We start from the raw sequence: 12,170 nt of genomic DNA, 5'->3' as shown, positions 1-12,170 counted from the left end.
CAGGATGCGCTGCTGGCGACAGGGGCGACGGCACGGGTGGATGTGGTGAAGGTCGCACACCACGGGTCGTCCGACCAGAGCGAGCGGCTCTACGCCGCCCTCGGCGCCCGGCTCGCCCTGGTCTCGGTGGGTGCGGACAACGGCTACGGGCATCCCACCGCACGGGCGCTCGCCATGCTGGCGGCGTCCGGCAGCGTGGTGGCGCGCACGGACCGGTCCGGGCTGCTGCTGGTCTCGCCCGGCCAGGACGGGCCGCGAGTCTGGGAGGAGCGGCGGGCGGACGCGCGTGCCGGTGGTCGCCCGTATCCTGGATACGGACGAGGAGGAACGTGGCGACCAGAGGCAGCAGCAGAGCCGGCGCGAGCAAGGGGCGGACGGCCAGCGCCATTCCGCAGCTCCCGTGGAACCAGATCCGGCCGGCTCCGATCGTCCTGGTCTCCGGCACGGAGGGCTTCCTCGCCGACCGAGCCGGCCGGATGCTGCGCGATGCGCTCAAAGCCCAGGACGCCAGCCTCGAAATCAGCGACATCTCCGCCGCGGACTACGCGCCGGGAGAGCTGCTCACGCTCGCGAGCCCCTCCCTGTTCGGCGAACCGCGACTGATCCGGGTGGACTCCGTGGAGAAGTGCGGGGACGCGTTCCTCACCGAGATGCTCGACTACCTGTCGGCTCCCGCCGACGGCACGGTCGTCGTGCTGCGGCACGCGGGGGGCGTGCGAGGCAAGAAACTGCTGGACGCGATCCGCGCCGGCACCGGCGGCGGCATCGAGGTCGTCTGCAGCGAGCTGAAGAAGGACGCCGAGAAGTACGAGTTCGCCCAGGCGGAGTTCCAGGCGGCGGGCCGCAAAGTCACGCCGGGGGCGTTGCGGGCGATCACGTCGGCATTCGCCGACGACCTCGCCGAGCTGGCCTCCGCGTGTCAGCAGCTGCTCTCCGACTCCGCCGAGCAGATCACCGAGGCGACAGTCGACAAGTACTACGGCGGACGGGTCGAGACCAACGCGTTCGCGGTCGCGGATGCGGCGATCGCGGGCCGGCACGGCGAAGCTCTCGTGACGATGCGTCACGCGCTCGCGTCCGGCGCCGACCCGGTGCCGATGGTCGCCGCGTTCGCGAGCAAGATCCGCACGATGGCGAAGCTGTCCGGCGCGCGCGGCGGCTCCGGTCAGCTCGCGCAGCAGTTCGGGCTCGCCCCGTGGCAGGTGGACAGGGCCCGGCGGGATCTGGCCGGCTGGAGCGAGGACGGGCTCGGGCGGGTGATCGAGGTGCTCGCCGAGACCGACGCCAACGTGAAAGGCGGCGGCCGCGATCCGGTGTTCGCGCTCGAGCGGATGATCCGGATGGTGAGCGCGCGCGGGCGCGGCTGAGTCCACGCTGCGCGGGCGCTGAGCGTGCCCGGACATGCAGCGAGCCCCCGTTTCCAAGGCCGGGGCCGTGGGACGGGGGCTCGTCGCGGCGCGGGTCAGAACCCGCGTGGTCGGTGCGTCAGAGCGCGGAGACCTGCTTGGCGATGGCCGACTTGCGGTTCGCCGCCTGGTTCTTGTGGATCACGCCCTTGCTGGCGGCCTTGTCGAGCTTCTTGGTGGCGAGACGCAGCGCCGCGGTCGCCTTCTCCTTGTCACCGGCGACGACAGCCTCGCGCGCGGCGCGCACGGCGGTCTTCAGCTCGCTCTTCACAGCCTTGTTGCGCTCCTGCGCCTTCTTGTTGGTGCGGTTGCGCTTGATCTGCGACTTGATGTTTGCCACGGATGATTACTTTCGTTCGTAAGGTGAGTTTCGGATGTGCCGCTCAGCGAGAGAGGGCGCCTCGCGGCGTTCGTGCGGTCACACCACACGCAAGCCAACAAACAACTTTAGCAGCGCGTGCGCGTCGGCACCAAAACGCGGTCGCCGCCGAGGGCGAGGTCGGCGGCGACCGCAGGGGCGCGGGGTCAGGCCCGCGCCGTCTCGGGGGCGTACGAACCGGCCGCGATCTCCTCCGCGAGCGCGGGGCCGTTGGGCTCCCAGCCGAGGTCGATGCGCGCCTTCGAGCCACGCGCCTGCTGGTCCAGCAGCAGCGCCTCGGCCAGTCCGGCGCCCAGTCGGTCGGCGGTCTCCTCCACGCTCGCGGGCGCGACTCCGCCGGCGACGCCGGCCGCCCGGGCGGCGAGCTCGCCGAGCTCGCGCACCGTCGGGTTCGCGCCGCTCGCTCCGATGTAGACCGCGCCGGCCGTCCCGTTCTCCAGCGCGAGCACATAGAGCGCGGCCAGGTCGTCGACGTGGACGGTCGCCCAGTGCTGCGACCCGTCCCCGATCAGGGTGAGGGCCGGCGCGAGGCCGTCACCGAGCGGGGCGTCCACGATGAGGCGGGCGAGGCCGGCGCCGTAGCCGTAGACGATGGAGGGCACGACCACCGAGCCGCAGACCCCCGCGGCGCCGAGCACGACCGCCTCGGTCGCACCGCGCCAGGCGGTCAGCGCGGGAGGAGCGGCGGGGGAGTCCTCGGCGATGTCCGCGTTGGAGCCGTACGTCCAGATCCCGCCGGTGTGCACGAAGGGCTTTCCGCTGTCCGCCAGCCCGGCGAGGACCGCGTCCACGAACACCGGGTCCACATCCTTCGCCGACGCGAGGTGGATGACCCCGTCGCTCTCCGCGGCGAGGCGCGTCACGAGGTCGGCGTCCGTCGCGTCGCCGACCACGGCGGCCGCACCCGCGGCCCTCACCGCCTCGGCCTTCGCCTCGTCGCGCACCAGCGCGGTGACGGAGTGGCCCTCCTCGAGGAGGCGGGGGAGGACGGAGGATCCGATATAGCCGGTCGAGCCGGTCAGGAGAATGCTCATGCGTGGGGACAACGCAGCGCCGCCGGTCGCATTCCCGCACGTCGCGCGAGCGTAGGCTCGAGCCCATGACCGCATCCAGCATCGCCATCGTGAACGCCCACGTCGTCCCCGTCGTCGGGGAGCCCATCGAGAACGGGACCGTGCTGGTCCAGGACGGCAGGATCGCCGCGGTCGGCAGCGCGTCCGAGGTCACCGTCCCCGAGGGCGTCCGCGTGCTCGACGCCGCGGGCAGGTGGGTGCTCCCCGGCTTCGTCGAGGCGCACGGTCACGTCGGCATCCACGAGGAGGCCAACGGTCCCGCCGGCGACGACACCAACGAGATGACGACGCCGAACACCGCCGCCGTCCGCGCCATCGACGCCGTCAACATCGACGACGAGGGCTTCCGCGACGCCCTCGCCGGCGGCGTGACCGCGATCGTGGTGAAGCCGGGATCCGGCAACCCGATCGGCGGCCAGTCCGTTGCCCTGAAGAGCTGGGGCGGCCGGACCATCGACGAGCAGGTCATCCGCGCCGCTGTCAGCGTCAAGTCGGCGCTCGGCGAGAACCCGAAGCGCGTGTACGGCGGCAAGAACCAGACCCCGAGCACGCGGCTCGGTGTCGCCATGATCATCCGAGAGGCCTTCGTCGAGGCGCAGAACTACCGCGCGCAGCGCGACGACGCCGAGCGCGAGGGCAAGCCGTTCGCGCGCGACCTCGCGAAGGAGACGCTGGTGCGTGTGCTCGATGGCGAGCTGGTCTGGGACCAGCACACCCACCGTCACGACGACATCGCGACCGCGATCCGGCTCGCCGACGAGTTCGGCTACCGGCTCGTCGTGAACCACGGCACCGAGGGCCACAAGATCGCGGACGTGCTCGCCGAGCGCGACATCCCCGTCATCTTCGGCCCGATGTTCACCTCCCGCTCCAAGGTGGAGCTGCGCGATCGCGCCATCGGCAACCTGGCGAAGATCGCCGCCGCGGGCGTGCGCGTGGCGATCACCACCGACCACCCCGTCGTCCCGATCAACTTCCTGGTGCACCAGGCCTCGCTGGCGGTCAAGGAGGGGCTGCCCCGGCAGACCGCGCTCGAGGCGCTGACCGTGAACCCGGCGAGCTTCCTCGGCCTCGACGATCGCGTCGGCGCGCTGAAGCCCGGCCTCGACGGCGACGTCGTGGTGTGGTCCGGCGACCCGCTGGACGTGAACTCGCGCGCCGAGCACGTCTTCATCGACGGCACCGAGGTCTACCGCTGGGAGGACGGCGCCGGCCGCGTTACCGAGCGCTCCGAGCGCTTCGCCTGACGCAGGCGCACCCGCCACCGAACCGCCGAGTACGCGGATTCTCTCCGTACTCGGCGGTTCCGGGGCGATTTCCTGCGTAGTCGGCGGTTCGGGGCGCGGGCGGAGTTCATGGGAGAATGGCGGCACGATGTCACCACGAGCTTTGAAGGCCCTCGAGCCCGCCGCGACCGATCCGGCCTCCATCCGCAACTTCTGCATCATCGCCCACATCGACCACGGCAAGTCGACGCTGGCCGACCGGATGCTGCAGATCACCGGCGTCGTCGCCGAGCGGGACATGCGCGCGCAATACCTCGACCGCATGGACATCGAGCGCGAGCGCGGCATCACGATCAAGAGCCAGGCCGTGCGGATGCCGTGGGCGCTGGACGGCGACACGTTCGCCCTCAACATGATCGACACGCCCGGCCACGTCGACTTCACCTACGAGGTGTCCCGGTCGCTCGCCGCGTGCGAGGGCGCCATCCTGCTCGTCGACGCGGCACAGGGCATCGAGGCCCAGACGCTCGCGAACCTGTACCTGGCGCTCGAGAACGACCTGACGATCATCCCCGTCCTGAACAAGATCGACCTGCCGGCGGCCGACCCGGACAAGTACGCCCAGGAGCTCGCCAGCCTCATCGGCGGCAAGCCCGAGGATGTGCTGCGCGTCTCCGGCAAGACCGGGATGGGCGTCGACGCCCTGCTCGACCGCGTCGTCCAGGAGATCCCGGCCCCGGTCGGCGCCGCCGACGCTCCGGCTCGCGCGATGATCTTCGACTCCGTGTACGACAGTTACCGCGGCGTCGTCACCTACGTCCGCATGGTGGACGGCAAGCTGAGCCCGCGCGAGCGAGTCCAGATGATGTCCACCAAGGCGACCCACGAGATCCTCGAGATCGGCGTCTCCTCGCCGGAGCCCACGCCGTCGAAGGGGCTCGGCGTCGGCGAAGTCGGCTACCTCATCACCGGCGTGAAGGACGTCCGCCAGTCGAAGGTCGGCGACACCATCACTTCGGCCGCGAAGCCCGCGACGGATGCTCTCGCCGGCTACACCGAGCCGAAGCCGATGGTCTTCTCCGGGCTGTACCCGATCGACGGAAGCGACTACCCCGAGCTGCGCGAGGCACTCGACAAGCTCAAGCTGTCGGACGCCGCGCTCGTCTACGAGCCGGAGACCTCCGTCGCGCTCGGTTTCGGCTTCCGCTGCGGCTTCCTCGGACTGCTGCACCTGGAGATCATCACCGAGCGGCTCTCCCGCGAGTTCGGCCTCGACCTGATCACCACCGCGCCGAGCGTGATCTACGAGGTGACCACCGAGGACAAGAAGGTGGTCACGGTCACCAACCCGAGCGAGTTCCCGACCGGCAAGATCGACAAGGTCGAGGAGCCGGTCGTCAAGGCGGCGATCCTGGCGCCGAAGGACTACGTCGGCGTCATCATGGAGCTGTGCCAGAGCCGCCGCGGCACGCTTCTCGGCATGGAGTACCTCGGCGAGGACCGCGTCGAGATCCGCTACACGATGCCGCTCGGCGAGATCGTCTTCGACTTCTTCGACAACCTCAAGAGCCGCACCGCCGGCTACGCGTCCCTCGATTACGAGCCTTTCGGCGAGCAGGAGGCGGACCTGGTCAAGGTCGACATCCTGCTGCAGGGCGAGCAGGTGGATGCGTTCAGCGCGATCGTGCATCGCGACAAGGCCTACGCCTACGGGACGATGATGGCCGGGCGCCTGCGGGAGCTGATCCCGCGGCAGCAGTTCGAGGTCCCCATCCAGGCGGCGATCGGCGCCCGCATCATCGCTCGCGAGAACATCCGCGCGATGCGCAAGGACGTGCTCGCCAAGTGCTACGGCGGCGACATCACGCGCAAGCGCAAGCTCCTCGAGAAGCAGAAGGAGGGCAAGAAGCGCATGAAGATGGTCGGCCGCGTCGAGGTCCCCCAGGAGGCGTTCATCGCCGCGCTCTCCGGCGACACCGAGAAGAAGGACAAGAAGTAGCCCGCGCCTGACCACGTTCGGTACGACTGCCCCCGCGCGCGCACGGTCGTGACGTGCCGAACAGCCACAGTCACGACGCGCCCGTCGGGACGCGTCCAGCCGCGTCGAAGTAGAGTTGCAGCATGCGCAGGACCACCTTCACCGATCAGCCCGTCACGTACGGTGCCGTCGGCGGCACCCAGGCGGACGACCTGCTCTACTACCCGCCGAAGGGCTACCGGCCGCTCGAGCGGAAGGTGCGGCTGGGCAGTGGCGAGGAGCGGTTCGAGTCCGCGGCCGCGGCCCTGATGACCTGGGGCGTGCAGCGCGGCAGCGGCATCCAGGTGACCGACGTTCACGAGGGCACCGGCGTGCAGTACGAGGGCATCGAGTTCAACGCGGACGGGTCGCCGCGTGGGATGCGCGAGCACCGCGTGGAGGAGGACGTCTTCGCCGACGACGGTTCTCCGTACATCCGCAACGGCATGACCGCCGTGCTCAAGATCCCGTTCGGACCATTCCACGTCAAGGCGCCGATCCGCGTGGTCTACGTCGTCGACGAGCCGCACCGCAAGGGCTTCGGCTACGGGACGCTGCACGGCCATCCCGAGAGCGGCGAGGAGGCGTTCCTGGTCGAGCTCCGCGACGACGGGACGGTCTGGTTCGTGCTCCGGGCGCTGTCCCGCCCCTCCAACACCTTCTACCGGGTCGTGTACCCGGTGCTGCGGATGGAGCAGAACCGCTTCACCAAGAAGTACCTTCGCTCCCTGCTCCCGGCGCGGTCCGTCTGATGCCGAGTGCTCTGCCGCTGGGCGACCCCGCCCCGGCCGACGGCCTGCTGCCCACCGGGGCGGCCGACGACGCGGACACCCGCGACTTCGGCGTCTACCTGCACGTGCCGTTCTGCCGGGTGCGCTGCGGATACTGCGACTTCAACACGTACACCGCCACCGAGCTCCGCGGCGTCTCGCAGTCCGACTACGCCGGGCACGCGGTTCGCGAGGTGGAGTTCGCCGCCCGCGCGCTGACCGCGAGCGGCCTGCCCGCGCGAGAAGTCTCGACCGTCTTCTTCGGCGGCGGGACTCCCACGCTGCTCCCGCCGGGCGACCTCGGCACGATGCTCGGCGCGGTGCGGGATGCGTGGGGCCTGGCGCCCGGCGCCGAGGTCACCACCGAGGCGAACCCCGACTCCGTCGACGCCGACGACCTGCGCCGGCTCGCGGACGCCGGCTTCACCCGGGTCTCGTTCGGGATGCAGTCCGCCGTGCCGCACGTGCTCGCGACCCTCGAGCGCACGCACGATCCCGAGCGCATCCCGCTCGTCGTGGAGTGGGCGCGCCAGGCCGGCCTGCAGGTCAGCCTCGACCTCATCTACGGCACGCCGGGGGAGTCGCTGGTGGACTGGGAGCGCTCGCTCGACACCGCGCTCGCCTGCGCCCCCGACCACGTCTCCGCCTATGCACTGATCGTGGAGCCGGGCACGAAGCTCGCCCGGCAGATCCGCTCGGGGCAGGTGGCCGAGCCGGACGACGACCTCGAGGCGGACATGTACGAGCTCGCCGACGCACGGCTCTCGGCGGCGGGGTACGGCTGGTACGAGGTCAGCAACTGGGCGAAGGACGACGCGCACCGCTCGCGGCACAACCTGTCCTACTGGCTGGGTCACGACTGGTGGGGGATCGGCCCCGGTGCGCACAGCCACGTCGGCGGCGTCCGCTGGTGGAACGTGAAGCATCCCGCCGCCTATGCGCAGCGGGTGCTCGCGGGGGCGTCTCCCGCCGCCGGCCGTGAGACGCTCGACGCCGAGACGCGGCGGGTGGAGCGGGTGCTGCTGCTCACCCGCATCCGGGACGGGCTGAGCGTGTCCGAGCTGGAGGCTCCCGGCAGGACCGCCGTCGCCGGCCTGATCGCCGACGGCCTGGTGGACGCGAAAGCCGCCCTCGCCGGGTCGGTGGTGCTGACCCTGCGAGGGCGGCTTCTGGCGGACGCCGTTGTTCGGCGGCTGCTGCCCGAGGACTGAATCCTCGCCGCTCAGCTGACGAACTTGATGGCCACCGGGTAGACGTAATACGCGCCCTGGTTGGCCTTCACGGCCGCGATGATGCTGAACACGATGTTGACGACCCACACGGCGAGCAGGATGAGCAGGCCGATGCCGACGATCGTCAGGATCCAGCCGACCACATAGGCGATGAACAGGGTGATCTGGAAGTTCAGCGCGGTCGCGGTGTGTGCGCGCACGAACGGTCCGCGGTCCTTCAGCACGAGGTAGCCGATGAGCGCGGGGATCCAGTTGAACAGGATGCCGCCGACGTGGACCAGCGTGGCCCAGAGCTTCTCGTCGGCCGGGCTCAGCTGCTGTGCGGCACCTCCGTACGGCTGCTGCGGCGGCGGCGGGGGCGTTGCGGACATGGGTCTCTTCTCCTCCATGGGGGACGGTTGACGGCTCTCAGCCTAGGGGGCCGAGGGGGAATCTGAGAAGACGCCGAGAGTGTTTCCCTACTTGATGAACCGGAAGTTGATGGGGTAGCGGTATGTGCCTCCGCTGTTCACCCGCACGAACCCGAGGATCGAGAACACCAGGTTCACGATGTACAGGGCCCACGGGATGAGCAGGCTGAACAGCAGCCAGCCGATGCCGAAGGTGAACGAGCCGATGATCACGCCGATGATCTGCGAGGCCACCCAGGCGATGATCCAGGTGATCTGCCAGTTCAGGGCCTCCTTCGCCTCCTGATCGGTCAGCCGGCCGCGGTCCTTGAACACGAGCCAGATGATGAGGGAGGGCAGGAACCAGAGTATGCCGCCGAGGTGCGCGAAGGACGCCCACTGCTTGTCCTGCTCGGCGGTGAGCGGCGCCCCGGGAGTTGCGGCGTACGGCTGCTGGGGAGGGACGGCGCCAGCGGGCTGTCCGGCGGGCGCTCCGTATGGCTGGGAGCCGTATGGCTGGGAGCCGGCGGGCTGTGACGGGGGGACGTCGTCCCGGCCGTCGGCCGGGGGCTGATTCGGGTCTGTCATGTCGGAACCCTTTCCTGGTCGGTTGCGACCTCTGTCGAACCGGTGGGCACACAGTACTGCCGGCCGACACCGTGGACAATCATCCGTTGCAGCGTTTCCGCGCGATATGATTAGCACTCAGGAACGTTGAGTGCTAAGGAACGACGGGAGGCGGTCGCATGGTCTCGGAACGGAGCCTCGAAGTGCTTCGCGTGATCGTCCAGGACTACGTCGAGTCGCGGGAGCCCGTCGGCTCGAAGAGCATCGTCGAACGTCACTCGTTCGGCGTCTCGGCGGCGACGATCCGCAACGACATGGCGCTGCTCGAGGAGGAGGAGTTGATCGCGGCTCCGCACACCTCGTCGGGCCGCGTCCCCACCGACAAGGGCTACCGGCTGTACGTCGACCACCTGGCGGAGGCGCGCCCGCTGAGCCCGGCACAGCGCACGGCGATCGAGACGTTCCTCGGTCAGTCGCTCGACCTGGACGACGTGCTCTCCCGCACCGTCCGGCTGCTGTCGCAGCTCACGAACCAGGTCGCGCTGGTGCAGTTCCCGTCGGTGGCGCGCTCGCGCATCCGGCACATCGAGCTGGTGGCGCTCGCGCCGCGTCGGCTCCTCAGCGTCCTGATCACCGACTCGGGCGCGGTCGAGCAGCGGGTGATCGAGCTGACAGAGGAGCTCGAGGACGCCGACATCGCCGAGATCCGCGGTGCCATCAACGGGGCGGCGGCCGGGCTCTCGCTCGCAGACGCCGCCGCGCGGCTGCGTCAGCTTCCCGACGCGCTCACCGAGCGCACCAGGGCGCTCGTCGCGCCCGTGGCGAGCGCCCTTCTCGACCAGATCGCTGCGAACCGCCAGGAGAAGCTGATGATGGCCGGCGCTGCGAACCTGGTGCGCACCGAGACCGACTTCCCGGGAACGATCACGCCGGTGCTCGAGGCGATCGAGGAGCAGGTGGTGCTGCTGCGCCTCTTCGACGAGATGGCGCACGACCAGCACGGCGTCGCCGTCAGCATCGGTCGCGAGAACGCCGTCTTCGGGCTCGCTGAGACCTCTGTCATGTCCAGCGGCTACAGTTCGGCGGGATCGGACATCGCCCGCGTCGGACTGCTCGGCCCGCTCCGGATGGACTACTCGGGCAACATGGCCGCCGTGCGCGCCGTCGCCCGCTACCTCTCCCGCCTCCTGGGCGACTGAACACGAAACGAAAAGAAGGAACAGCCTCCGTGGCCGACCACTACGAAGTCCTCGGCGTTGACCGCAACGCCACCCCCGATGAGATCAAGAAGGCGTACCGGAAGCTCGCGCGCGAGCTGCACCCGGACGTGAACCCGAGCAGCGAGGCGCAGGAGCGCTTCAAGCTGGTCACGCACGCCTACGACGTCCTCAGCGACCCGCAGCAGCGTCAGCAGTACGACCTCGGCGGCTCCACCGGCTTCGGCGGAGCGGGCGGGGCGGACTTCACGGGCTTCGGCGACATCTTCGAGACGTTCTTCGGGGGCGGCGGAGGGTCGCAGCGCGGCCCGCGGTCGCGTCGGGAGCGCGGCCAGGACGCCCTGCTGCGCGTCGAGGTCGACCTCGACGAGGTCATCTTCGGCACGCACCGCGACCTCGAGGTGGACACCGCCGTCGTCTGCGAGACCTGCAACGGCTCCTGCTGCCAGCCGGGCACCGCGCCGGTGACCTGCGACATCTGCCACGGCACCGGCAGCATCCAGCGCTCGGTGCGCTCGCTGCTCGGCAACGTGATGACCTCCAGCCCCTGCGGCACCTGCCGCGGCTACGGCACCGTCATCGCGACGCCGTGCGTCACCTGCCAGGGGCAGGGCCGGGTGCGCGCCCGCCGGACCGTGCCGGTGGACATCCCCGCCGGTGTCGACACCGGCCTGCGCCTGCAGATGCCCGGATCCGGCGAGGCCGGTCCCGCCGGCGGCCCGAACGGCGACCTGTACCTCGAGATCAAGGTCAAGCACCACGATGTCTTCAGCCGCGACGGCGACGACCTGCTGTGCACGCTCGAGGTGTCGATGGTGGACGCGATCCTCGGCACGGTGGCGAACGTCAAGGCGCTGGACGGCGACATCCGGCTCGAACTGAAGCCGGGGACGCAGAGCGCCGACATCGTGACGGTGAAGGACCGCGGCATCACGCACCTGCGCGGCCAGGGCCGCGGCGACCTGCGCGTGGGCATCCAGGTGGTCACCCCGACGAAGCTCGACCACAAGGAGAAGGAGCTGATCAAGAAGTTCGCGGCCAGCCATACGGCGGCGGAGCCCTCGCTGGCGCGGTTCCAGCAGGGGCTGTTCGCGAAGCTGCGCGACCGGTTCCTGAACCTCTGACATGAGCTCGCTGTACCTGCGCGAGGACCTGGCCGACGTCGAGGAGGGCGCCCGGCTGTCACTCACCGGCGCCGAGGCGAAGCACGCGGCGACCGTCAACCGCACTCGTCCGGGTGAGACCATCCTGATCGGCAACGGCCGCGGGCTTGTGGCGGAGGGCGAGGTGCTCGTCGCGACGAACACCGAGCTGACGATCGACGTCGCGAGCGTGCAGCGCGTGCCGCGGGCCGAGCCGTCGATCACGCTCGTGCAGGCGCTCGCGAAGGGCGACCGGGACGAGCTGGCCGTGCAGGCGGCGACGGAGCTCGGCGTGGACGCGGTGCTCCCGTGGGCCGCGGCCCGTTCCGTCTCCCGCTGGGAGGGGCAGAAGGTCGCCAAGGGCAGGGACAGGTGGGGAGCCATCGTCCGCGAGGCGAGCAAGCAGTCCATCCGTGCGTGGACGCCGGAGGTCGGCGAGCTGTCCTCGACACGGCAGGTGGCGGCGCTCGGTGCGACGCACCGCCTGCTGGTCCTCGAGCCGAGCGGCACCGCCCGGCTGACCTCGGTGCGGCCGGACGGCCGCCCGCTCGCGCTGGTGGTAGGACCCGAGGGCGGGATCGCGCCTGCCGAGCTGGACGCCTTCCGGGACGCGGGTGGGGAGATCGTGCGCCTGGGATCGACGGTCCTGCGCACCTCGACCGCCGGCCCCGCCGCCCTCGCCGTGCTGAACGCCGCGCTCGGGCGCTGGTGACGCCGGACGAGCGCGTGCGCCGTCAGCGATCGCGGGGGAG

Annotated in this window: 12 protein-coding genes; 8 read left to right on the top strand and 4 right to left on the bottom strand. The window is 70.5% G+C overall.

Going from position 1 to position 12,170, the window contains the following annotated elements:
• Nucleotides 1-329: 329 nt before the first annotated feature.
• Entirely contained in the window at nucleotides 330-1,367 is a 1,038-nt protein-coding gene (gene holA / locus AAME72_RS17285) for a DNA polymerase III subunit delta (RefSeq protein WP_348787767.1), read from the top strand.
• 118 nt (nucleotides 1,368-1,485) lie between these two features.
• Here the strand turns inward: holA and rpsT are convergent, their stop codons facing one another.
• Nucleotides 1,486-1,746 carry a 30S ribosomal protein S20 gene (gene rpsT, locus AAME72_RS17280; protein WP_348787766.1) on the bottom strand — a complete coding sequence of 87 codons (261 nt, stop codon included), beginning with the start codon at nucleotides 1,744-1,746 and terminating at the stop codon, nucleotides 1,486-1,488.
• 185 nt (nucleotides 1,747-1,931) lie between these two features.
• Nucleotides 1,932-2,819: an NAD-dependent epimerase/dehydratase family protein gene (locus AAME72_RS17275; protein WP_348787765.1), complete on the bottom strand. Its 888-nt coding sequence runs from the start codon at nucleotides 2,817-2,819 to the stop codon at nucleotides 1,932-1,934.
• A 65-nt stretch (nucleotides 2,820-2,884) separates the two neighbouring features.
• On the opposite strand from AAME72_RS17275, the gene AAME72_RS17270 reads away from it, so the two are divergent.
• The 4 genes from AAME72_RS17270 to hemW all read left to right on the top strand — a co-directional run bounded on the left by AAME72_RS17270 (nucleotide 2,885) and on the right by hemW (nucleotide 8,082).
• Nucleotides 2,885-4,105, top strand: a complete 1,221-nt coding sequence (locus tag AAME72_RS17270) for an amidohydrolase (RefSeq protein ID WP_348787764.1) — start codon at nucleotides 2,885-2,887, stop codon at nucleotides 4,103-4,105.
• A gap of 127 nt (nucleotides 4,106-4,232) precedes the next feature.
• A complete protein-coding gene (gene lepA / locus AAME72_RS17265; protein WP_348787763.1) occupies nucleotides 4,233-6,083 on the top strand; it encodes a translation elongation factor 4 in 1,851 nt (616 codons plus the stop codon).
• 122 nt (nucleotides 6,084-6,205) lie between these two features.
• Complete coding sequence (locus AAME72_RS17260; protein WP_348787762.1) at nucleotides 6,206-6,853, top strand: DUF1990 domain-containing protein; 648 nt, start codon at nucleotides 6,206-6,208, stop codon at nucleotides 6,851-6,853.
• Nucleotides 6,853-8,082 (top strand): radical SAM family heme chaperone HemW, encoded by a 1,230-nt coding sequence (gene hemW, locus AAME72_RS17255; RefSeq protein ID WP_348787761.1) that lies wholly within the window; start codon nucleotides 6,853-6,855, stop codon nucleotides 8,080-8,082. Before AAME72_RS17260 ends, hemW begins: the two co-directional genes overlap by 1 nt.
• 11 nt (nucleotides 8,083-8,093) lie before the next feature.
• Here hemW and AAME72_RS17250 read toward each other — a convergent pair whose 3' ends face one another.
• Together AAME72_RS17250 and AAME72_RS17245 are read right to left on the bottom strand one after the other, a co-directional pair.
• Nucleotides 8,094-8,474: a DUF4870 domain-containing protein gene (locus tag AAME72_RS17250; protein ID WP_348787760.1), complete on the bottom strand. Its 381-nt coding sequence runs from the start codon at nucleotides 8,472-8,474 to the stop codon at nucleotides 8,094-8,096.
• Nucleotides 8,475-8,561: 87 nt separating this feature from the next.
• Nucleotides 8,562-9,080: a DUF4870 domain-containing protein gene (locus AAME72_RS17245; protein ID WP_348787759.1), complete on the bottom strand. Its 519-nt coding sequence runs from the start codon at nucleotides 9,078-9,080 to the stop codon at nucleotides 8,562-8,564.
• A gap of 158 nt (nucleotides 9,081-9,238) precedes the next feature.
• On the opposite strand from AAME72_RS17245, the gene hrcA reads away from it, so the two are divergent.
• From hrcA to AAME72_RS17230, 3 genes are read left to right on the top strand one after another with little or no spacing between them, the layout of a single operon-like run.
• Entirely contained in the window at nucleotides 9,239-10,258 is a 1,020-nt protein-coding gene (hrcA, locus tag AAME72_RS17240; protein WP_348787758.1) for a heat-inducible transcriptional repressor HrcA, read from the top strand.
• 29 nt (nucleotides 10,259-10,287) lie between these two features.
• A complete protein-coding gene (gene dnaJ / locus AAME72_RS17235) occupies nucleotides 10,288-11,400 on the top strand; it encodes a molecular chaperone DnaJ (RefSeq protein ID WP_348787757.1) in 1,113 nt (370 codons plus the stop codon).
• Nucleotide 11,401: 1 nt separating this feature from the next.
• Nucleotides 11,402-12,130, top strand: a complete 729-nt coding sequence (locus AAME72_RS17230) for a 16S rRNA (uracil(1498)-N(3))-methyltransferase (protein WP_348787756.1) — start codon at nucleotides 11,402-11,404, stop codon at nucleotides 12,128-12,130.
• The last annotated feature ends 40 nt before the right edge of the window (nucleotides 12,131-12,170 follow it).

The sequence above is a fragment of the Leifsonia sp. NPDC080035 genome (genome assembly GCF_040050925.1).
Lineage (GTDB): Bacteria > Actinomycetota > Actinomycetes > Actinomycetales > Microbacteriaceae > Leifsonia.
This window is presented reverse-complemented; position numbering and strand designations above follow the sequence as displayed.

Bases quoted from the DNA above. Each gene is read 5' to 3' on its own strand.
- AAME72_RS17275 (WP_348787765.1), bottom strand. From the start codon at position 2,819: ATGAGCATTCTCCTGACCGGCTCGACCGGCTATATCGGATCCTCCGTC.
- AAME72_RS17270 (WP_348787764.1), top strand. From the start codon at position 2,885: ATGACCGCATCCAGCATCGCCATCGTGAACGCCCACGTCGTCCCCGTC.
- lepA (WP_348787763.1), top strand. From the start codon at position 4,233: ATGTCACCACGAGCTTTGAAGGCCCTCGAGCCCGCCGCGACCGATCCG.
- AAME72_RS17260 (WP_348787762.1), top strand. From the start codon at position 6,206: ATGCGCAGGACCACCTTCACCGATCAGCCCGTCACGTACGGTGCCGTC.
- hemW (WP_348787761.1), top strand. From the start codon at position 6,853: ATGCCGAGTGCTCTGCCGCTGGGCGACCCCGCCCCGGCCGACGGCCTG.
- AAME72_RS17250 (WP_348787760.1), bottom strand. From the start codon at position 8,474: ATGTCCGCAACGCCCCCGCCGCCGCCGCAGCAGCCGTACGGAGGTGCC.
- AAME72_RS17245 (WP_348787759.1), bottom strand. From the start codon at position 9,080: ATGACAGACCCGAATCAGCCCCCGGCCGACGGCCGGGACGACGTCCCC.
- hrcA (WP_348787758.1), top strand. From the start codon at position 9,239: ATGGTCTCGGAACGGAGCCTCGAAGTGCTTCGCGTGATCGTCCAGGAC.
- AAME72_RS17230 (WP_348787756.1), top strand. From the start codon at position 11,402: ATGAGCTCGCTGTACCTGCGCGAGGACCTGGCCGACGTCGAGGAGGGC.